Genomic DNA, 19,865 nt, shown 5'->3' with positions numbered 1-19,865 from the left:
GGTCCACGACGACGAGACCGGCGCCACCGCCGTGGCCGTCCTGCGCCGGGCCGTCGCCTGGTTCAACGAGCGCGGCGTGACCGTCGAACGGGTGCTGTCCGACAACGGGCCGGCCTACCGCTCGCACCTGTGGCGCGACACCTGCACCGAGCTGGCGATCACGCCCAAGCGGACGCGGCCGTACCGGCCGCAGACCAACGGCAAAATCGAACGCTTCCACCGCACCCTGGCCGATGGGTGGGCCTACGCCCGGCACTACGCCACCGAGACGGAACGCCGGGCCGCCCTCCCGGCCTGGCTGCACGCCTACAATCACCACCGGCCCCACTCAGCCTGCGGGAACCAGCCACCCCTCAGCCGATTGACCAACGTCCCCGGTCAGTACATCTAGGGCAGGAGTGTCAGGCGCTCGAACTCCGCCCGGATCGCCCCGAGCCGTGACGCAGCCGCTGCTCGTGCAACCGCAAGGCTCCCGACGTCGGGCACCGGCTCGATGACCTCGAGGTAGATCTTGACCTTCGGCTCGGTCCCGCTCGGTCGGACGACGATGCGGGCGTCGTCGTCGAGGTGGTAGCGCAGGCCCTCCGTCGGCGGCAGCCCGCCGACGCCGAGCGAGAGGTCGTCGAGGCGGGCGACCGCCCTGCCGGCGACCGAGCCGGGGGGAGACTGACGAAGCCGGCGCATGAGGGCCTCGCTCTGGGAGAGGTCGGAGACGCGGACCGAGAACGAGTCGGTCGCATACACCCCGTGGGCCACGGCGAGGTCGTCCAGCAGGTCGGTCAGCGTCCGTCCCCCGGCCTTGAGGGTGGCCGCCAACTCGGCGAGCAGGAGCGCAGCGCTGACGCCGTCCTTGTCACGGACCAGGTGCGGGGCGACGCAGTAGCCGAGCGCTTCCTCGTAGCCGTAGCGCAGACCCTCGACGCGCGAGATCCACTTGAAGCCCGTGAGGGTCTCCTCGTGCCGGATCCCCGCGGCTGCTGCGATCGCCGCGAGGAGCCGCGACGACACGATGGAGCTGGCGAAGACGTCGTCCGGCTCGACTCCCCGGTGCACGAGGTGGGCTCCGAGCAGGGCGCCGACCTCGTCACCGCGCAGCATCCGCCAGTCACCGACCGCCGGGTCGAGGACGGCTGCCGCGCACCGGTCGGCGTCGGGGTCGTTGGCGATGACGAGGTCACAGCTCTCGCGGCGCGCCTGCTCGAGGGCGAGGTCGATGGCGCCCTCCTCCTCGGGGTTGGGGAAGGCGACGGTGGGGAAGTCCGGGTCCGGCAGGGCCTGCTCGTCGACCGGTGTCGGCGGAGGGAAGCCGGCCCGTGCAAAGGCCACCGCGACCGTGCCGTGGCCGACACCGTGCAGGCTCGTGTGCACGCAGTTGAGGTCACGCGGGGAGGCCGGGTCGAGGACGCTGACGACCGCGCTGATGTAGTCCTCGACGAGGGAGTCGTCCACCGTCTCCCAGCCGTCGGTCGCCAGCGGCACGCTCGACACAGAGGGAACGGCCGCGATCCGCGCCGCGATCTGGCTGTCCGACGGAGGAACGATCTGGCTGCCGTCCCCGAGGTACACCTTGTAGCCGTTGTCCTGCGGGGGGTTGTGGCTGGCGGTGACCATGACACCCGCATCGGCGCCGAGGTAGCGGATCGCGAACGCGAGCACCGGTGTCGGCAGCGGCGCGGGCAGCAAGAGGGCTCGCCCGCCTGCCCCCACGACCACGGCAGCCGTGTCGCGGGCGAAGACGTCGGAGTTGTAGCGCGCGTCGTAGCCGATGACGACCAGGGGCGTGGCACCGGACACCCCCACCGCGTCGAGGTGCGCAACGAGGCCCGCGGCCGTGCGGATGACGACGCTGCGGTTCATCCGGTTCGGCCCCGCGCCGAGGGCCCCTCTGAGGCCGGCCGTGCCGAACTCGAGCATCCCGGCGAAGCGGTCGGCCAGCTCGACCCGGGCCTCCGCCGAGCCCGCCTCGACCTGCTTGACCAGGCGGTCGAGCTCCGCTCGGGTGGTGGCATCGGGGTCGTCGTCGCGCCACGCCCGTGCCGCTGCGAGCAGGCCCACCGGCGTTCCTGCGGCCGTCATCCGAGCCGCCTCACGATCGACGCGAGCAGGGTGGCGCAACGCTCGGCAGCCGCCTCCCCTGCCTCGATGACCTCCTCGTGACTGAGCGGCTGGTCGGAGATGCCGGCGGCGAGGTTGGTCACCAGCGAGATGCCGAGCACCTCGAGACCCGCCTGGCGGGCGGCGATGGCCTCGAGCGCCGTTGACATGCCGACGAGGTCGCCACCCAGGATCCTGGCCATCCGAACCTCTGCCGGTGTCTCGTAGTGGGGCCCGCGGAACTGGACGTAGACGCCCTCACCGAGCGAGGGGTCGACATCGCGCGCGAGCTCGCGGAGGCGGGGTGAGTAGAGGCCGGTGAGGTCGACGAAGTTCGGGCCCTCGATCGGCGACTGTGCGGTGAGGTTGATGTGGTCACTGATGAGAACAGGGGTGCCGGCGGCCCACTCGGGGTTGAGCCCACCACACCCGTTGGTGAGCACGATCGTCGAACAACCCGCGGCCTTCGCGGTGCGCACGGCGTGGACCACGGAGCGCACGCCCCGGCCCTCGTAGAGGTGCGCACGCGTGCCGAAGACGAGCGCCCGGGGCCCGGTGTCGCCGACCGCGACCGAGCGCAGCGTCCCGGCGTGGCCTTCGACGGCGGCCCGGTGAAAGCCCGGGACGTCGGAGCTGTCCACCTCGCCGACGGTCTCACCGAGCAGGTCGGCTGCACCGCGCCATCCCGAGCCGAGGACGAGGGCGACGTCATGGCGCGGCACGCCCGTCCGCTCGGCGATGGTGGCGGCGGCCAGACCGGCGACTCGCAGCGGATCGGTGGCCGGGTCGTTGAGGTCGACGGGCGTGGTACTCACCCTCCGGACTCTAGCGACGGCGACCACCCGCAGGTGCGCGGCTCCTCGCGCAAAGGTGGCGTTCGCTGGGTCCGAGCCCAGCGGCATACGGCCCGATGGGTGGTTGGATGGGCGGGTGATCACCCGAGAGACGTCCGTTGTCATCATCGGTGGCGGCCCCGGCGGATACGAGGCGGCCCTGGTGGGCGCTCAGCTCGGCGCCCACGTCACCATCATCGAGCGCCAGGGCGTCGGCGGCGCGGCGGTGCTGACCGACTGCGTGCCGAGCAAGGCCCTGATCGCGACGGCGGACTACATGTCCGACTTCGAGGTGGCCAGCGGTCTCGGCGTCCACCTCACCGACCACGAGGGCGACGTCGTCGAGGACGTCGTCGCACAACCGCAGCTGGTCAACGAACGGATTCTCTCGCTGGCCGCGGCCCAGAGCGAGGACGTCCACGGCAGCCTCCAGGAGGTCGGGGTCCGGATCATCCGCGGGGCCGGCCGCGTGGCCGCCCGGGACCTGGTGATCGCCCAGACCGACGCAGACAGCGGGGGCCCGACCGAGGAGCTGGCCGCCGACGTCATCCTCGTCGCGACGGGCGCCACGCCGCGGGTCCTGCCCACGGCCGTGCCGGACGGCGAACGCATCCTCACCTGGCAACAGATCTACTCGCTCACCGAGCTGCCCGAGCGACTCGTCGTCATCGGCTCCGGCGTGACCGGAGCCGAGCTCGCCCAGGCCTTCCTCGGCCTCGGCTCGAACGTGGTCCTCGTGTCGTCCCGCGACCACGTCCTGCCGGGCGAGGACGCCGACGCCGCAACGGTGATCGAGGACGTCTTCCGCAAGCGCGGGATGGAGGTGCTCAGCAGGTCACGTGCTGCCGGGGTCGAGCGCACGGAGGACGGCATCGTCGTGCGGCTCGAGGACGGCCGGACCGTCGAGGGCAGCCATGCCCTGCTGGCCGTCGGCGCGATCCCCGCGACCAGCGGGCTGGGACTCGAGGAGGTCGGCGTCGACCTCGCCGACTCGGGGCACATCACTGTCGACCGCGTGTCGCGGACATCGGTCCCCGGCATCTACGCCGCCGGCGACTGCACCGGCGTCCTGCCGCTCGCCTCGGTCGCGGCGATGCAGGGGCGGATCGCCATGTGGCACGCCCTCGGCGACGCCGTGGCACCGCTCAACGTCCGGGGTGTCGCCGCGACGATCTTCACCGAGCCCGAGATCGCCACGGTCGGCATCGGGCAGGTCGCGGCGGACGAGGCACCCGACATCGAGTCCGTCATGCTCCCGCTCGCCCGCAACCCCCGGGCCAAGATGCAGGGGATCACGGACGGCTTCGTCAAGCTCTTCTGCCGGAAGGGTTACGGAACCATCCTGGGCGGGGTCATCGTCGCCCCCAAGGCCTCCGAGCTGATCCATCCCGTCGCGCTCGCTGTCCAGAACCGGCTCAACGTCGACCAGGTGGCGAGCACCATCACCGTCTACCCCTCACTGTCCGGGTCCATCGCGGAGGCGGCGCGGCAGCTGCACCAGTCGGAGTGACGACACCGACCCGGCCATCGAGCACGAGCACCGGGGACGTGGCAGGGTGGGCCACACCAGCCCGGTTGCCGGCACCGCCGACCCGAGCAGCACCTGCGCGACACCGCCGAGGCGGAGCAGCGGAGTAGCGTCGGGAGACCGGGACCACAGCCAAGGAGGCGCGCGGCACATGACAGGTTGGATCGACAAGGCGAAGGACTTCATCAAAGGACATCCGGAGCAGGCCAAGGATGCCCTCGAGAAGGCGGAGGACCTGATCAACGAGCGAACCGGCGGGAAGTACGCCGAGCACGTCGACCAGGGCTCCGACGCCCTCGGCGAGCAGCTCGGGCTGCCCCCGGACGTCGAGGACGCGGCGGCTCCCGAGCCCGGCCCGGGGCCCGAGGTCCCCGCCGACCCGGGCACCGACACCGGCCTGCCGCGCGACTCGACGAGCAGCGGGCCGGCCCCCGTGCCGTCCGAGAGCCCCACACCGACCCCCACGCCCACCGACGCCGGGCCGACCGGCAGTGACACGGGCACCGGTGCAGGCGAGGGGCCGGTGGGTGGCGGGGTGCCGGATCCTCCGTCAGAGGGCGACATCACGCTCGGCGACCCGCCGCCGTCGACGACGCCCTGACCGGAAAGCCTGACCGGCACTCCAGACGACTGACCCCGCAACACACCCGCTACCGTGCAACCCACCCGGATCCGACCCCGGTGTGTTGCACGGTAGCGGGTGTGTTGCCGCGGGGCGCAGCTGCCCGGGCCGGCCGCCTCGGGTCGCCCGTCGGAAGGCGTCAGGCCTCGGGTGCGGCGTCTTTGATCTCGGCCAGGACCGCGCCGGAGGTCACCGTCTCGCCGACCGCCGCCTTGAGGCCGCTCAGGACGCCGGACTTGTGCGCGTTGATCGGCTGCTCCATCTTCATCGCCTCGAGGACGATGACGAGGTCACCCTCGGCGACGGTCGCCCCGTCCTCGACGGCGATCTTGACGATCGTGCCCTGCATCGGCGCCGTGAGCGAGTCACCAGACGCCGCGGCGCCGCTCTTGCCGCCGGCGGAACGCTTCGGAGCCTTCTTCTTCGCGGCGCCCGCCCCGCCGCCACCGCCGAGGGTCAAGCCACCGGGCAGGGACACCTCGAGACGCTTTCCGCCGACCTCGACGACAATCGTCTGACGCTCAGCCACCTCGTCAGCGGCACCGTCAGCGGCACCCGGCCCAGCGGCATACGGCGGGACGGTGTTGTCCCACTCGGTCTCGATCCAGCGGGTGTGCACCGTGAACGGCGACCCGTCGGACGGGGCGAAGGCCTCGTCGGAGACGACGGCACGGTGGAACGGGGTCACCGTCGGCATCCCCTCGATGACCAGCTCGTCGAGCGCGCGGCGAGCCCGCTCGATGGCTTGGGGACGGTCGCGGCCGGTGATGATGAGCTTGGCGATCATGGAGTCGAACGCCCCGGCGACGGTGTCGCCCTCGACGATGCCGGCGTCCCAGCGCACACCCGGGCCGTGCGGGACGACCATCCTCGAGACGGTGCCCGGCGCGGGCAGGAAGCCACGGCCCGCGTCCTCGCCGTTGATCCGGAACTCGATCGAGTGGGCGTGCGGCTCGGGGTCGGTGAAGGTCAGCGCCTCACCGTTGGCGATGCGGAACTGCTCGCGCACCAGGTCAATTCCGGTCACCTCCTCGGTCACTGGGTGCTCGACCTGCAGGCGGGTGTTGACCTCGAGGAAGCTGATGCCACCGTCCTGGCCGACGAGGAACTCGCAGGTGCCGGCGCCGACATAGCCCGCCTCGCGCAGGATCGCCTTGCTCGCCCGCACGAGCTCGGCGTGCTGGCTCTCGGAGATGAAGGGGGCCGGGGCCTCCTCGACGAGCTTCTGGTTGCGCCGCTGCAACGAGCAGTCGCGGGTCGACACCACCACGACGTTGCCGTGGTGGTCGGCCAGGCACTGCGTCTCGACGTGGCGCGGCTTGTCGAGGAACCGCTCGACGAAGCACTCGCCGCGGCCGAAGGCCGTCACCGCCTCGCGGACCGCGGACTCGTAGAGGTCAGGGATCTCCTCCATCGTGCGGGCGACCTTGAGGCCGCGGCCGCCACCACCGTAGGCGGCCTTGATCGCCACGGGGAGCCCGTGCTCGGTCGCGAACTCGACGACCTCATCCGGCCCCGAGACGGGCTCCTTCGTGCCGGGCACCAGGGGAGCGTCGGCCTTCGTCGCGATGTGCCGGGCCTTGACCTTGTCACCGAGCGCATCGATCGCAGCCGGGCCGGGGCCGATCCAGATCAGGCCGGCGTCGATGACGGCCTGGGCGAAATGGGCGTTCTCGGCGAGGAAGCCATAGCCGGGGTGAACTGCGTCGGCGCCCGCCTGCTTGGCGACCTCGAGCAGCTTCTCCTGCACCAGGTAGCTCTCGCCCGGGGTGGCGCCGCCCAGGGCGTAGGCCTCGTCCGCCACCTTGACGTGCAGGGCGTCCCGATCCGGCTCCGCATAGACCGCTACGGACCCGATTCCGGAGTCCTTGCACGCGCGCGCAATGCGGACGGCGATCTCACCACGATTAGCGATCAGGACCTTGCTGATGGAAGCCATGCGAGGGACTCTAGCGCCTCGGCGACGCGCCAAAATGGGCCGTCCCGGCCATTCCCCACCAACTCGGAGTGAGGTCCGGCACACACCGGGAAGCGGCACGGCCTAGCGTGGGGTGCATGCCCATTGACGAGCCGGTCCCCACCGTATCCTCCCTGTCCCAGGGTTCCACCGTGCCCCTGGGCCATGCCTCGACACCGGGGCTGGCGATCCCGATGCTGGGGTTCGGCGTGTGGGAGGTGCCGGACGAGCAGGTCGACTCGGCGTTCGCGCAGGCGCTCCGGGTCGGCTTCCGCCACATCGACACAGCGCACCTCTACCGGAACGAGCGCGGCGTGGGTCGCGTCCTCGCGTCCACCACGGTGCCCCGCGACGACATCTTCGTCACGACCAAGGTGTGGAACAACGACCACCGCAACGTCCCGGCGGCGTTCGACGCCTCGATGGACCGCCTCGGGCTCGACGTCCTCGACCTCTACCTGATCCACTGGCCGGCCCCGGCACAGAACGAGTACGTCCGGGCGTGGCAGTCCCTGCTCTCGCTCCAGCAGGCCGGGCGGGTCCGCTCCGTCGGCGTGTGCAACTTCCAGATCCCACACCTCGAGAGGCTCCGCGAGGAGACGGGCGTGCTGCCGTCCATCAACCAGGTCGAGCTCAGCCCGTACCTCCAGCAGGAGGAGCTGCGAGCGTTCCACGCCGAAGCCGGGATCGTCACCGAGGCCTGGAGCCCCCTTGCCGCCCGGGCCGGCCTCCTCGAGGACCCGGTCATGGTGTCCCTCGCGGCCAAGCACGGGGTCTCGCCCGCCCAGGTGGCGCTGCGCTGGCAGCTCCAGCTCGGCCACGTCGTCCTGACCCGGTCCGTCCAGCCCCGTCGGATCGAGGCGAACGCCGACCTCTTCGGCTTCGAGCTCGACGACGAGGACCTGACGGCCATCAGAGGGCTGGACCGCGGGAAGCGGACCGGCCCTGACCCAGACGCCTTCGGCTGAGGGGCCGCCGAGCGATCCGGGCCCCGCCGCCCTCCTAGGCCGGTGCCCGCTTCCGCAGTACGTTGGCGGCATGGGCCTCTTCTCACGCAGGAACAAGGAAGAACCGAGCCCGGGGGAGCGTGGGTCGACCGACGCCGCCGCGACCGTGGCGCTGCCGGAGGGCGGCCGTCCGGTGTCCTCGCCGCTGGGCACCGCCGAGCGGTCTCGGATCGCCCACGGCCTCGAGGCACTGCGTGCCCGCGCGGTCGATGTCGACGACCTCGCGGCCCTGGGTGCGGCGTATGACCGTGCCTTCGAGGCCGCTCGGTCCGGGGTGGGGGAGACACCTGCAGACGTCGTCGAGCAGTTCGGCATCGCCATCGGCGAGTACCTCGCCCGGCACAGCCACCGTGACTGGGCGGTCGTCACCGACGTCTTCGGCACCGACCTCGGTCTCGTGGACGCGCGGAGCGACACCGTGATCGTGCCGCACAACCTCGTGAGTGCCCGGTGGATGCGCGGCGAGACCGGCTGGATCCCCGGGGTCGTCGGCCACCTCGTGAGCCTGCGCCCGCGAGCCTAGGCTGGCCCGCATGTCCGACGACGTCCCCGATGACCGCAGGAGCCGACGCGACCTGGAGGAGGGCATCCAGCGGGACTTCAGCCGCCGCATGTCCTACGGCGACTATCTCCGCCTCGACCTCCTGCTCTCGGCGCAGCAGCCGCTCAGCGACCCGCTCCAGCACGACGAGCTCCTCTTCATCATCCAGCACCAGACCTCCGAGCTCTGGCTCAAGCTCCTCGTCCACGAGCTGCGCTCAGCACGAGCGCTGCTGGACGAGGACGAGCTGGCGCCGGCTCTCAAGCGCCTGGCCCGCGTCAAGCACATCCAGCACACCCTCACCGACCAGTGGTCCGTGCTCGCGACGTTGACGCCGAGCGAGTACGCGCAGATCCGGCCGTTCCTCGCGACGAGCTCCGGCTTCCAGTCCGCGCAGTACCGCGAGGTCGAGTTCCTGCTCGGCAACAAGAACGCCGACATGGTCGGCGTCTTCGACCACGATCCCAAGGCGCAGGCGGAGCTGCAGGTGCTGCTCCACGAGCCGAGCCTCTACGACGGCTTCCTGGCCTACCTCGCGCGGCGCGGCTACGCCGTGCCTGCTGCCCTGCTCGACCGGGACTGGTCCCAGCCGTACGTGCACCACGAGGGGCTCGTCGACGTCTTCGCCGCGGTCTACGCGGCCCCGCAGGACCACTGGGGTGTCTACGAGACGTGCGAGGAGCTCGTCGACGTCGAGGACAACTTCCAGCAGTGGCGGTTCCGCCACCTTCAGGTCGTCCAGCGGACCATCGGCCAGAAGACCGGCACCGGCGGGTCGACCGGCGTGGACTTCCTGCGCCGGGCCCTCGACCTCACCTTCTTCCCCGAGCTCTATGAGGTGCGCACGCGCATCGGCAGCTGAGCCCGGCTGGGTGAACAGGTCGTATGCCGCTGGGCTGGCTCGCGTCGCCGAACGGCCCCCGCCAGCCGCCGGGTTGCGACGCAACACACCCTCTACCGTGCAACACCCCGCAGTCCGATCCCCACGAATGGCGTGGTGTGGCGCACGGTAGCGGGTGTGTTGCAGGTGAAGGGGCGGGAGGGACGCGAGGTCACGGGCGCTGGAAGCGAGCCCAGCGGCATACGGCTGAGGTGTTCTGGGCGGTCAGCCGGTCGACTTCTCGCGAACCTGGCGCTTGATGCGGGCGAGCATCGCGGCCATGCCGCGCAGCCGGAGCGGCGAGACGGCATCGGCCAGCCCGAACCGCATCGGCGCGTCGTCGGGCACGCCGAGGACGTCCTCGGCAGGAAGGCCGTCGAGCCCGGCGTGGAGGATCCCGGCGAAGCCGCGAGTCGTCGGGGACTCGGCAGGTGCGTCGAAGAAGAGGTGCACGCGGCGTTCGGCGGGGGTCGGGGCGTCGTCGACCTCGACGACGAGGAACAGCGGCGTCTGGCACTCGTCGACCCGTTCGAGCTGGTCGAGCCGGCCGGCGTAGCGCTCCGGCAGCCCCGGCAGCTCGTCGCTGAACTCCAGCAGCAGCTGGAGCTTGAGATCGTTGCTCGCGGTGCGGAAGTCGTCGGCGATCTCGGCCAGGGCGGTGGGCAGCTCGGTGGTCGTCACTTCTCGATGGGCACGCGCACGGCGTTGCCCCACTCCGTCCAGGATCCGTCGTAGTTGCGGACCGACTCGAACCCGAGCAGCTGGGTCAGCACGAACCAGGTGTGCGAGGACCGCTCGCCGATCCGGCAGTAGGCGACGACGTCGTCGTCGGGAGACAGACCCTGCTCCCTCAGGTAGATGTCCTCGAGCTCCGCCCGGGACTTGAAGGTGCCGTCGTCGTTGGCCGCGCGTGCCCACGGCACCGACTTCGCGCCGGGGATGTGGCCGCCGCGCATCGCGCCCTCCTGCGGGTAGTCGGGCATGTGGAGCAGCTCGCCGGAGAACTCGCCGGGCGAGCGGACGTCGACGAGCGGCTTGCCGAGGTGCGCCAGCACGTCGTCCTTGAAGGCGCGGATCGGGGCGTCATCACGCTCGGCGACGGGATAGGTGGCGCGCTGCGGCGTCGGCACCTCACGCGTGAGCTCGCGGCCCTCGGCGACCCACTTCGCGCGCCCGCCGTCGAGGAGGCGGACATCCTCGTGGCCGAAGAGACTGAACACCCAGAGCGCGTAGGCGGCCCACCAGTTCGACTTGTCGCCATAGATGACGACCGTGGTGTCGCGGGCGATGCCACGCGAGCCCATCACCTCGGCGAACCGGGCGCCGTCGACGTAGTCGCGGGTGATCGGGTCGTTGAGGTCGAGGTGCCAGTCGATCTTCAGCGCACCGGGGATGTGGCCGGTGTCGTAGAGGAGGACGTCCTCGTCCGACTCCAGCAGGGCGATGCCGTCCGGGCCACCGATCCTCCCCGCCCCGATCTGCGCGGCGAGCCACTCCGTGGTGACGAGGCGCTCGGGGTGCGCGTAGTCCGCGAACCTGGGGTCTGCTGCCGTCGTGTCCTGGCCGGTCATGCCTCCATGGTGTCACGTCGCGGCCCAACGGCACGGCCCGGTCCGAGGAGGTGGTCGAGGTCGACCCGGCACTGGCGCTCGAACTCGCCGAGCTCGCGGATCGCGTCCTCGACGTCCCTGCGCCGCTGCTCGAGGTCGGCCCTGCGCTCGTCGATCTGGTCGAGGACGTACTCGAGCTGGGCGCGACGACCACGAGGTGCGTCGAAGAGGTCGACGATGGTGCGGATCTCCTCGAGGGGGAAGCCGAGGCGCTTGCCGCGGAGGATGAGCTTGAGCCGGGTGCGGTCGCGGCGGTGGAAGATCCGCTGGGTGCCCCTTCGCTCGGGGGAGATGAGTCCCAGCTCCTCGTAGTGACGGATCGTCCGGTGGGTCACGCCGAACTCGTCCGCGACCTGCGCGATCGTCCACTCGGGCCCACTTGTCATGGTCCGGATTCTGCTTTACGTTTACGTCAACGTCAACCGCCCCGTCGAGCGTGAATGTGGAGAACGAGGATGTTCGAGCTGAGCCAGGAGCACGAGGACTTCCGCAAGGTGGTTCGCGACTTCGCGGAGAAGGAGGTCGCCCCGCACATCGCCGGGTGGGACGCCGAGAGCCACTTCCCGACGGACCTCATTCCCAAGATGGGCGAGCTGGGCCTCTTCGGGCTCGTCGTGCCCGAGGAGTTCGGTGGCAGCGCCGGTGAGGGACAGGGTGACTTCACCAGCCTGTGCGTGGCCATCGAGGAGCTCGGCAGGGTCGACCAGTCGATCGGGATCACCCTGTCGGCCGGTGTCGGCCTCGGAATCAACCCGATCCTCACCTACGGCGACGACGAGCAGAAGCAGCGGTTCCTCCCGGACCTCGTCGCCGGGCGCGCCCTGGCCGGCTTCGGCCTGACCGAGCCCGAGGCCGGGTCAGACGCCGCGGCGACGAAGACCCGCGCCGCCCGGGACGGCCACGAGTGGGTCATCAACGGCGCCAAGGCCTTCATCACGAACTCCGGCACCGACATCACCTCAGTCGTCACCGTGACGGCGCGCACGGGGACCAACGAGGACGGCACCCCCCAGATCAGCGCGATCCTGGTGCCCTCCGGGACGCCCGGCTTCACCGTCGAGCCGGCGTACCACAAGCTCGGGTGGCACGTGTCCGACACGCACGGGCTCACCTTCGCGGACTGCCGGGTCCCACTCGAGAACCTCCTCGGTGACGAGGGGCAGGGCTTCAAGCAGTTCCTCAAGACCCTCGACGACGGCCGCATCGCCATCTCGGCCCTCGCGGTCGGCTGTGCCCAGGCGTGCCTCGAGCTGGCCACCGACTACGCCAAGACGCGGATCGCCTTCGGTCGACCGATCGGCGTCAACCAGGGGATCTCCTTCCAGCTCGCCGACCTCGCCGTCATGGTCGAGGCGTCCCGGACCCTGACGTACAAGGCGGCGTGGCTCAAGGACGAGCTCCACGAGGGCCGTCGCTCCGTCAAGGAGGTCAAGCACGCAGCCGCGATCGCCAAGCTGTACTCCACGGAGGCGGCCGTCTCGGCCACGCGCATCGCCACCCAGGTCTTCGGCGGCAACGGCTTCATGGAGGAGTTCCCCGTGGCGCGGTTCTACCGGGACGCCAAGATCCTCGAGATCGGCGAGGGCACCTCGGAGGTGCAGCGCATGCTCATCGCGCGCGGCCTCGGCCTCCCGCAGTCCTGAGTTGGAAGGATGACCCGTATGCCACCCCGTGACCTCTCTGCCCAGGCCCCCTTCGCTGCCGACTCGCTGGGCGACGACCCCCGCGTCGCCGACGTCCGAGCCCGGTTGACCGCGGCCTGGACCGCGTCGGAGCGGGCCCCGGAGAAGGCCCAGGCGAAGCTCGACGCGCAGGGGAAGATCTACGTCCGCGACCGGATCGCGCTGCTCTTCGACGAGGGCTCGTTCGTCGAGGACGGCCGCTACGCGAACGCGCTGCAGCCGGGCCTCCCGGCGGACGGCGTGGTGACGGGCCGCGGCACCGTGGACGGCCGGCCGGCGATCGTCATCGCGAACGACCCGACGGTCAAGGCGGGATCCTGGGGCAGCCGCACGGTGGAGAAGATCGTGCGCGCCACGGAGATGGCGCTGCGAGAGGAGCTTCCGGTCTTCTGGTTCGTCGACTCGGCCGGGGCCCGGATCACCGACCAGGTCGAGATGTTCCCGGGTCGGCGCGGGGCCGGGCGGATCTTCCACAACCAGGTGGCGTTGTCGGGCAGGGTGCCCCAGATCTGCTGCCTGTTCGGGCCGTCGGCTGCCGGGGGTGCCTACATCCCGAGCTTCTGCGACCTCATCATCATGGTCGAGGGCAACGCGTCGATGTACCTCGGCAGCCCGCGGATGGCGGAGATGGTCGTCGGGGAGAAGGTCTCCCTGGAGGAGATGGGCGGCGCGCGGATGCACTGCACCGTCTCCGGGGTCGGCGACCTGCTGGCCCAGGACGACGGCGAGGCGATCGAGCTGGCCAAGCTCTACTTCTCCTACGTCCCCGGCAGCTGGCGGGACCGGCCGCCGAGCTACCACGCCGAGGAGCCCGCCGAGCCGCTGACCAAGCACACGGTTCCGGAGCGCGAGTCGGTGCCCTTCGACGTCCACACGGTCATCGAGGGCCTCGTCGACGAGGACTCGTTCTTCGAGCTGAAGCCGCTCTGGGCCGCCGAGCTCGTCATCGGCTTCGGGCGACTCGACGGCGAGACGGTCGGGATCGTCGCGAACAACTCGATGGTCAAGGGCGGCGTGCTCTTCACCGACAGCGCCGACAAGGCGGCCCGGTTCATCTGGCTGTGCGACGCGTTCAACATCCCGCTGGTCTACCTTGCCGATGTCCCCGGCTTCATGATCGGCTCCGAGGTCGAGCGCGGCGGGATCATCCGGCACGGCGCGAAGATGGTCAGCGCGGTGTCCTCGGCAACCGTGCCCCAGGTGTGCGTCGTGGTCCGGAAGGCCTACGGCGCCGGGCTTTACGCCATGGCGGGCCCGGGCTTCGGGCCGGACGCGACGATCGCGCTGCCGACGGCCCGGATCGCCGTGATGGGTCCGGAGGCAGCGGTCAACGCGGTCTACGCCAACAAGATCGCAGAGATCGAGCGTGCCGACGGGGTCGAGGCGCGCGACGCGTTCGTCGCCGCGCGCCGGGCCGAGTACGAGGAGGACGTCGACATCGAGAGGCTCGCCGCCGACCTCGTCCTGGACTCGATCATCGAGGCGGACGAGCTGCGTAGGGACCTCATCCGCAGACTGGCCTATGCTGCCCGGCGTGACCGTCACTTCAGCGAACGACGCCGCTCCGTCCCGCCAGTCTGAGCCCCGACTGGCGGAGCGTCTCGAGCAGGTCGATCGCGCGGCCGAGGACCGCCAGGCGTGGTGGCGCCGCTTCAGCTTCTGGTTCCCGGTGGCGGTCTACGCCGTCTCGCGTCTCTATGTGCTCGTCGCCGGCATCCTGCTGGCCAAGGGGCAGATCGCCCTGCCCATCGGTCTCGAACGGATCCGCATCTCCTACCCACTCCCGCCCGACCCCGGCTATCTCGCCGCGATGACGAACTGGGACGGCCAGTGGTACCGCGTCATCGCCGAGGAAGGGTATCCCCGCGTCCTCCCGCGCGTGGGCCACGGGGGGATCGACATGAACCCCTGGGCCTTCTTCCCGGTCTTCCCGCTGACCGTCGGTGCCATCATGAAGGTCACCGGACTGCCCTTCGACGTGGTCGGGCCCGTCCTCTCGACGCTGCTCGGCTTCGTCGCGATGTACCTGCTCTTCAAGCTCGTCGACCAGGTCGTCGGTCGCTGGGAGGCGATCGTCGCCGTCGTCGCGACCTGCTTCTACATGGCCTCACCGGTCTTCTCGGCGGCCTACACCGAGTCACTCGCGCTGCTGCTCGTCGTGGCGATCCTGCTCCTGCTCCGGGCCCGCCGGTACTGGTGGGTCGCCGGTGCTCTCGTCGTCCTCTCGCTGACCCGAAACGTGGTCATCGCGATGATGCCGGTCATCATCGCGCACGCGGTGGTCCGGTGGCGCCAGCAGGACGAGGGACCCAACCCGGTGCGCCTGCGGTGGGGCCTGGCGGGACTGGCAGTGTGGGCCGGCCTGCTGACCTGGCTGTGGCCGACCATCGTCTCCGTCGTGACGCAGACGCCGGACGCGTACAACCAGACGATGCTGGCCTGGAACATCCAGACCAAGGTCAAGCTCTACATGTGGTGGGACCTGCTCTACGCGTACTGGGGCGTCGTCGGGCAGGTCCTCGGTGTCCTGGGGGTGGCGGCCTTCGCGTGGTTCATGCTCTCGAAGCACTCGTGGCGCTGGGGCCCGGAGATCTGGGGCTGGGCCGGCGCCTACCCGGGCTACATCCTCATGGTGACGAGCACGACCCCGAGCCGGGTCCGCTACGCGCTCCTCGCCTTCCCGTTCACGCTGATCATCGCCTGGTTCCTCAAGCTGCGCTGGTGGAGCCGGTGGCGCTACTGGATGCTCGGTGGCATCGTCGTCGTCGGGGCCATCCTCATGTGGTGGTGGCTCGAGCACTACCTCATCATCAAGAACCTCACCGACGACCTCTATCCCTAGCCGGTGGGGTGCCCAGAGGTGGGTCAGCGGTTGACGACGTCGAACCAGCCGACGCCGGCGTCGGCCAGGAGGTCCCGCAGGAGCGGGAGGGACAGCCCGACGACGTTGTGGTGGTCCCCCTCGATCCCGGCCACGAACGGTCCACCCAGCCCGTCGATCGTGAAGGCGCCGGCGACGCGCAGTGGCTCACCGGTCGCCACGTAGGCGTCGATCTCGGCGTCGGACACCTGTGCGAAGTAGACGGTCGTCGAGGCCGTCGCGCCGAGCGTCGCGCCCCCGGAGTCGCGGTCGTCGACGAGCCAGTGCCCCGTGTGCAGCACCCCGGACCGCCCGCGCATCCGCCGCCACCGGGCCCCCGCCTCCTCTGCGTCGGCCGGCTTGCCGTGGATCTGGCCGTCGAGCTCGAGCACCGAGTCACACCCGAGGACGAGGGCCGGCGACTCGGTGCGAGTCGTGACGTCCTCGGCCTTGGCCCGGGCGAGGAGCAGCGCGATGTCGGCCGGCTCGATCGGCCCATGACGCTCGAGCGCCTCGGCCACGACGAGATCCTCGTCGACCTCGCTCACCAGGACGATGGGCTCGACACCGGCGCTGCGCAAGGTCTTGAGGCGTGCCGGCGATGCGGAACCCAGCACGAGCGGGACGGGGCTGTCGGGCGGAAGCGGGCTCAGCGGCATACGACGGAATTTACGGCACGGACGCGCGACGGCGCCGCCCCAGCTGGGGGGCGGCGCCGTCGGCGGTCTCAGATCTCCTCGAGGACCGCAGCCCGCAACGTGTCGAGGCCGACGCCGCCGATGTCGAGGGCGCGCCGGTGGAAGCTCTTGAGGTCGAACGCGTCTCCCTCGCGGCGCTCGGCCTCGTCCCGCAGCTGCAGCCAGAGGCGTTCGCCGATCTTGTAGGACGGGGCCTGGCCCGGCCAGCCGAGGTAGCGGTCGAGCTCGAAGCGAAGCGTCTTCTCGTCCATGAAGCCGTAACGCGTCAGGTAGGTCCACGCCTTGTCGTAGTCCCAGGCCCCGCCACCCACTTCCTCGGGCGCGTCGAAGCCGCAGTGCACCCCGATGTCGATGACGACGCGGGCGGCCCGCAGGGACTGGCCGCCGAGCCAACCCATCCGGTTGCCCGGGTCGTCCATGTAGCCGAGCTCAGCCATCAGCCGCTCGGCGTAGAGCGCCCACCCCTCCGCGTGGCCGGAGGTGAACGACTCGAGACGGCGCCACTTGTTGAGCAGCGCCGAGCGGTAGACGGTCTGCGCGATCTGGAGGTGGTGACCAGGGACGCCCTCGTGATAGACGGTCGTCAGCTCGTTCCACGTCAGGAACTCGGTCTTGCCCTTGGGGACCGACCACCACATCCTCCCCGGGCGGGTGAAGTCATCGCTCGGCCCCGTGTAGTAGATGCCACCGGTCTGCGTGGGCGCGATCATGCACTCGATGCGTTGGACCGGCTCCGGGATGTCGAAGTGGACGTCCTTGAGATTGCGAATCACCTCGTCAGCGCGCTCCTGCATCCAGGCCTTGAGGGCGTCGGTGCCGTGGAGCTGGTACTTCGGGTCGGCGTCGAGGATCTCGACACCGCGCTCGACCGTGGCGCCGGACTCGAGGCCCTCGGCGATCTCCTGCATCTGGGCGTGCAGGCTCGCCACCTCCTGCTGGCCCCAGGCGTACGTCTCCTCGAGGTCGACCGTCGCACCGAGGAAGTAGCGCGACTCGAGCTGGTAGCGCTCGCGCCCACAGGCGTCGGCCTCCGGCGCATGCGGCAGCAGCTCCCGCTCCAGCCAGTCAGCCATCTCCCCGTATGCCGCTGACGCCGCCGTCGCCGCGTCCGCGAGCTCAGCCCTGACGTCGCCTTCCAGATCGCCCTCGGCGGTCCTGGCGGTCGACACGAGCCGGGCGAAGTAGCCGTCGTCCGTGGTCAGGTCCCGGGACTGCTGGGCGGCCGCGACGACCTGCCTGCGAGGGGAGACCATGCCCCTCTCGCGGGCGGCGAGCAGCGACTCGCGGTAGCCCGCCAGGGCCGCCGGGATCCGCGACATGCGCACGGCGAAGGTGTGCCAGTGCTCCTCCGTGTCCTGGGGCATCAGGTCGAAGACGTCCCGGACGGCCTGGAGGGGGGAGGCGAGGACGTTCAGGGACATCTCGTCCAGGCCGGCGGCATGGCGCTCCTCGGCCAGCTGGAGCCGGTCGGTCATGGCCGCGATGGTGACCCGGTCGACATCGTCCGTCGGTGTCGCGGTCGCCAGCTCCGCGAGCGTCGCGCGGCGCAGGTCCCGGAGGGCGGCGTGGCCGGCGGGCGAGAGGTCGTCGAGCTCGTCCTCGCGGCCGGGCACCCCGAGGTAGGTGGCCTGCATCGGGCTCAGCTCGACGAGGGCGTCGAGGTAGGCGTCGGCGATGCGGTCGACCTCGGTCCGGGGCCGCGCCGGCGGTGCACTTGCCGGGGTCACGGCGGGGGCGTCGGGAGAGGTGCTGGGAGTCGTCGTGTCTGTCACCCGGCGAACGTATCCCACGGGGCTGCAGTCGGCGCCACGCAATATCGTTCCGGCTAGTCGTTCTTGTCGTCCCGCTTCTTGCTCCCACCCTTGGCGTCCGTCGTCCGGCTGCTGTCGGTGGCTCCGCCGTCCGTGGCGCCGGTTGCGACGACGAGCACGACCACCCCGTCGGTGGCCGGCTCACCGGTCGCCGGCCAGCTGCCGATCACGGTGCCGGGACCGGCGTCCGAGGCGATCGGCGCGGTGCTCACGCGCAGGCCGGCATCGACCAGCGTCGCTGATGCGGCGTCGGCGGTGCTGCCCACCAGGCCGTCGGGGACGTCGACGGGGTCGACCCCGTCGGGCAGCTGACCGCGGCTGACGACGATGACCGCCGTGTCGCCGCGCTCCATGGTCTGCCCGGGTCGGGGGAACGTGCCGATGACCGAGCCCTCGGGTGCGCCCGACCGGACGAGGGCCCACCGCACCCTGAGCCCACGCTCATTGAGCTCCTCCACGACGTCGGCGCGTTCGCGGCCGACCGCATCGCGCGGCATGGCCGGCCCGTCGGGCGTCACCGGCTCCTCTGAGGAGGGCTCCTGCGACGGTGTGGTGGTGGGGGAGGCCGCGGTTGCCGGCGGGGGTGTGTCGTCGCCTCCGGTCATCCCGACGGTGACCGCGGCCGCGACGATGACCGCCGCGATGGCGGCGCCGACCCACCGCAGCCGAGATCGGCCGGGGCCGGAGGTCTGAGCGTGGCCGAGCCGGTCGCGACGCGTCGCAGGTGCGGCCGCGACGGGTGACGAGGGTGAGGCGTCGGGTGCTCGGGAGCCTTGTGGCGGGACGGGGATGAGGGCGGGCGTGCGATCGGAGAGCACGCGGGTCGCTGAGTGTCGCTGGGGGACGGCCAGGACGCTCGTGGCCGCAGCGTGGGCGGGCTGGGCGACCGGTGCGGCCGCGGCCGAGCGGAGGGCGGCAGCCATCGACCGGGCATCGGGGAACCGGTCCTCCCGCCGGGCTGCCGTGGCGCGGGCGACGATCTCGTCGAGCGCGGCCGGGACCTCCGGGACCAGCGAGCTGGGGGCCGGCACCTCGCTGTCGAGGTGCCGCAGCGCGATGGACACGGGGGAATCGCCGTCGAAGGGCACTTGACCCGTGAGCATCTGGAAGAGGACGACGCCCACGGAGTAGAGGTCCGACGCCTGGCTCGCCGGCTCGCCACGGACCATCTCCGGGGAGACGTACGGGGCGGTGCCCATGATGGTGCCCGTCTGGGTCAGGGACGACCCACCCAGCGCCCGCGCGATGCCGAAGTCGGTGACCTTGACGGCCCCGTCGCGGGTGCCGCCACTGCCGTCGGCCGTGACGATGACGTTGCTCGGCTTGATGTCGCGATGGACGAACCCGGCGTCGTGTGCCGCTGCGAGGGCGTCACAGACCTGCGCCGCGATGCGGGCTGCCTCCCCGGCGGGGAGACGGCCGCGTCGGGCCAGCAGCTTGGCGAGGTCCTGACCCTCGACGAGCTCCATGACGATGAAGTGGCGGTCACCGTCCTGCCCGTAGTCCAGGATGCGGGCCACGGCCGGGTGGGCCAGCCGGGCCGACATGAGGGCCTCGCGACGGAACCGCTCGATGAAGTCCCCGGACCCGGCCAGCTCCTCCCGGAGCAGCTTGACGGCGACCCTGCGGTGGAGGCGTTCGTCGATCGCGACGTGCACCTCGCCCATCCCTCCGGCGGCGATCCTGGACTCGAGCTGGTATCGGCCTGCGAGCATCACGACAGCTTCACCGGTAGGACTGGC

At 71.0% G+C, this 19,865-nt stretch carries 18 protein-coding genes; 9 read left to right on the top strand and 9 right to left on the bottom strand.

Annotated features, from left to right (window positions below; translation table 11 throughout):
• Window positions 1-391 (top strand): integrase core domain-containing protein (locus tag ABWV20_RS15775; RefSeq protein ID WP_353356722.1); only part of this gene is annotated, 391 nt, incomplete at its 5' end.
• On the opposite strand, the gene ABWV20_RS15770 is transcribed toward ABWV20_RS15775, so the two are convergent.
• Together ABWV20_RS15770 and ABWV20_RS15765 are read right to left on the bottom strand one after the other, a co-directional pair.
• Window positions 388-2,076, bottom strand: a complete 1,689-nt coding sequence (locus tag ABWV20_RS15770) for a phospho-sugar mutase (protein ID WP_353356720.1) — start codon at window positions 2,074-2,076, stop codon at window positions 388-390. The two genes, ABWV20_RS15775 and ABWV20_RS15770, sit on opposite strands and share 4 nt — an antisense overlap.
• On the bottom strand, window positions 2,073-2,909 hold the full coding sequence (locus ABWV20_RS15765; protein WP_353356718.1) for a purine-nucleoside phosphorylase: 837 nt from the start codon (window positions 2,907-2,909) through the stop codon (window positions 2,073-2,075). Before ABWV20_RS15765 ends, ABWV20_RS15770 begins: the two co-directional genes overlap by 4 nt.
• Before the next feature lie 115 nt (window positions 2,910-3,024).
• On the opposite strand from ABWV20_RS15765, the gene ABWV20_RS15760 reads away from it, so the two are divergent.
• Window positions 3,025-4,437 carry an NAD(P)H-quinone dehydrogenase gene (locus ABWV20_RS15760; RefSeq protein ID WP_353356716.1) on the top strand — a complete coding sequence of 471 codons (1,413 nt, stop codon included), beginning with the start codon at window positions 3,025-3,027 and terminating at the stop codon, window positions 4,435-4,437.
• A 169-nt stretch (window positions 4,438-4,606) separates the two neighbouring features.
• The gene (locus ABWV20_RS15755; RefSeq protein ID WP_353356714.1) at window positions 4,607-5,056 is read left to right on the top strand and encodes an antitoxin; all 450 of its coding nucleotides are present in this window, start codon (window positions 4,607-4,609) and stop codon (window positions 5,054-5,056) included.
• A gap of 160 nt (window positions 5,057-5,216) precedes the next feature.
• Here the strand turns inward: ABWV20_RS15755 and ABWV20_RS15750 are convergent, their stop codons facing one another.
• Complete coding sequence (locus ABWV20_RS15750; protein WP_353356712.1) at window positions 5,217-7,016, bottom strand: acetyl/propionyl/methylcrotonyl-CoA carboxylase subunit alpha; 1,800 nt, start codon at window positions 7,014-7,016, stop codon at window positions 5,217-5,219.
• Between the two features lie 116 nt (window positions 7,017-7,132).
• Here ABWV20_RS15750 and ABWV20_RS15745 point away from each other — a divergent pair, with 116 nt between their 5' ends.
• The 3 genes from ABWV20_RS15745 (at window position 7,133) to kynA (ending at window position 9,444) form a co-directional block, all read left to right on the top strand.
• A complete protein-coding gene (locus ABWV20_RS15745) occupies window positions 7,133-8,002 on the top strand; it encodes an aldo/keto reductase (RefSeq protein ID WP_353356710.1) in 870 nt (289 codons plus the stop codon).
• A 70-nt stretch (window positions 8,003-8,072) separates the two neighbouring features.
• On the top strand, window positions 8,073-8,564 hold the full coding sequence (locus ABWV20_RS15740; RefSeq protein WP_353356708.1) for a DUF3806 domain-containing protein: 492 nt from the start codon (window positions 8,073-8,075) through the stop codon (window positions 8,562-8,564).
• 10 nt (window positions 8,565-8,574) lie between these two features.
• Window positions 8,575-9,444, top strand: a complete 870-nt coding sequence (gene kynA, locus ABWV20_RS15735) for a tryptophan 2,3-dioxygenase (RefSeq protein WP_353356706.1) — start codon at window positions 8,575-8,577, stop codon at window positions 9,442-9,444.
• A gap of 243 nt (window positions 9,445-9,687) precedes the next feature.
• Here kynA and ABWV20_RS15730 read toward each other — a convergent pair whose 3' ends face one another.
• From ABWV20_RS15730 to ABWV20_RS15720, 3 genes are read right to left on the bottom strand one after another with little or no spacing between them, the layout of a single operon-like run.
• Window positions 9,688-10,143 (bottom strand): SufE family protein, encoded by a 456-nt coding sequence (locus ABWV20_RS15730; protein WP_353356704.1) that lies wholly within the window; start codon window positions 10,141-10,143, stop codon window positions 9,688-9,690.
• A complete protein-coding gene (locus ABWV20_RS15725; protein ID WP_353356702.1) occupies window positions 10,140-11,033 on the bottom strand; it encodes a sulfurtransferase in 894 nt (297 codons plus the stop codon). The genes ABWV20_RS15730 and ABWV20_RS15725 overlap by 4 nt, the downstream gene beginning before the upstream one ends.
• On the bottom strand, window positions 11,030-11,458 hold the full coding sequence (locus tag ABWV20_RS15720; protein ID WP_353356700.1) for a MerR family transcriptional regulator: 429 nt from the start codon (window positions 11,456-11,458) through the stop codon (window positions 11,030-11,032). The genes ABWV20_RS15725 and ABWV20_RS15720 overlap by 4 nt, the downstream gene beginning before the upstream one ends.
• A gap of 69 nt (window positions 11,459-11,527) precedes the next feature.
• Here ABWV20_RS15720 and ABWV20_RS15715 point away from each other — a divergent pair, with 69 nt between their 5' ends.
• From ABWV20_RS15715 to ABWV20_RS15705, 3 genes are read left to right on the top strand one after another with little or no spacing between them, the layout of a single operon-like run.
• On the top strand, window positions 11,528-12,715 hold the full coding sequence (locus tag ABWV20_RS15715; protein WP_353356698.1) for an acyl-CoA dehydrogenase family protein: 1,188 nt from the start codon (window positions 11,528-11,530) through the stop codon (window positions 12,713-12,715).
• 18 nt (window positions 12,716-12,733) lie between these two features.
• Window positions 12,734-14,335: an acyl-CoA carboxylase subunit beta gene (locus ABWV20_RS15710; RefSeq protein ID WP_353356696.1), complete on the top strand. Its 1,602-nt coding sequence runs from the start codon at window positions 12,734-12,736 to the stop codon at window positions 14,333-14,335.
• A complete protein-coding gene (locus ABWV20_RS15705; protein ID WP_353356694.1) occupies window positions 14,289-15,596 on the top strand; it encodes a hypothetical protein in 1,308 nt (435 codons plus the stop codon). The genes ABWV20_RS15710 and ABWV20_RS15705 overlap by 47 nt, the downstream gene beginning before the upstream one ends.
• Window positions 15,597-15,619: 23 nt before the next feature.
• Here the strand turns inward: ABWV20_RS15705 and ABWV20_RS15700 are convergent, their stop codons facing one another.
• From ABWV20_RS15700 to ABWV20_RS15690, 3 genes are all read right to left on the bottom strand, one after another.
• Window positions 15,620-16,273, bottom strand: a complete 654-nt coding sequence (locus ABWV20_RS15700) for a Maf family protein (RefSeq protein ID WP_353356692.1) — start codon at window positions 16,271-16,273, stop codon at window positions 15,620-15,622.
• 68 nt (window positions 16,274-16,341) lie between these two features.
• The gene (locus tag ABWV20_RS15695) at window positions 16,342-18,084 is read right to left on the bottom strand and encodes a DUF885 domain-containing protein (RefSeq protein WP_353356690.1); all 1,743 of its coding nucleotides are present in this window, start codon (window positions 18,082-18,084) and stop codon (window positions 16,342-16,344) included.
• A gap of 53 nt (window positions 18,085-18,137) precedes the next feature.
• Window positions 18,138-19,838, bottom strand: coding sequence for a protein kinase domain-containing protein (locus ABWV20_RS15690; protein WP_353356688.1), 1,701 nt, complete (start codon window positions 19,836-19,838; stop codon window positions 18,138-18,140).
• Window positions 19,839-19,865 lie beyond the last annotated feature (27 nt).

The sequence above is a fragment of the Intrasporangium sp. DVR genome, from assembly GCF_040365325.1.
Taxonomy (GTDB): domain Bacteria; phylum Actinomycetota; class Actinomycetes; order Actinomycetales; family Dermatophilaceae; genus Intrasporangium.
Note: the sequence above shows the minus strand (reverse complement) of the source record. Positions and strands in the feature narration are given on the sequence as shown.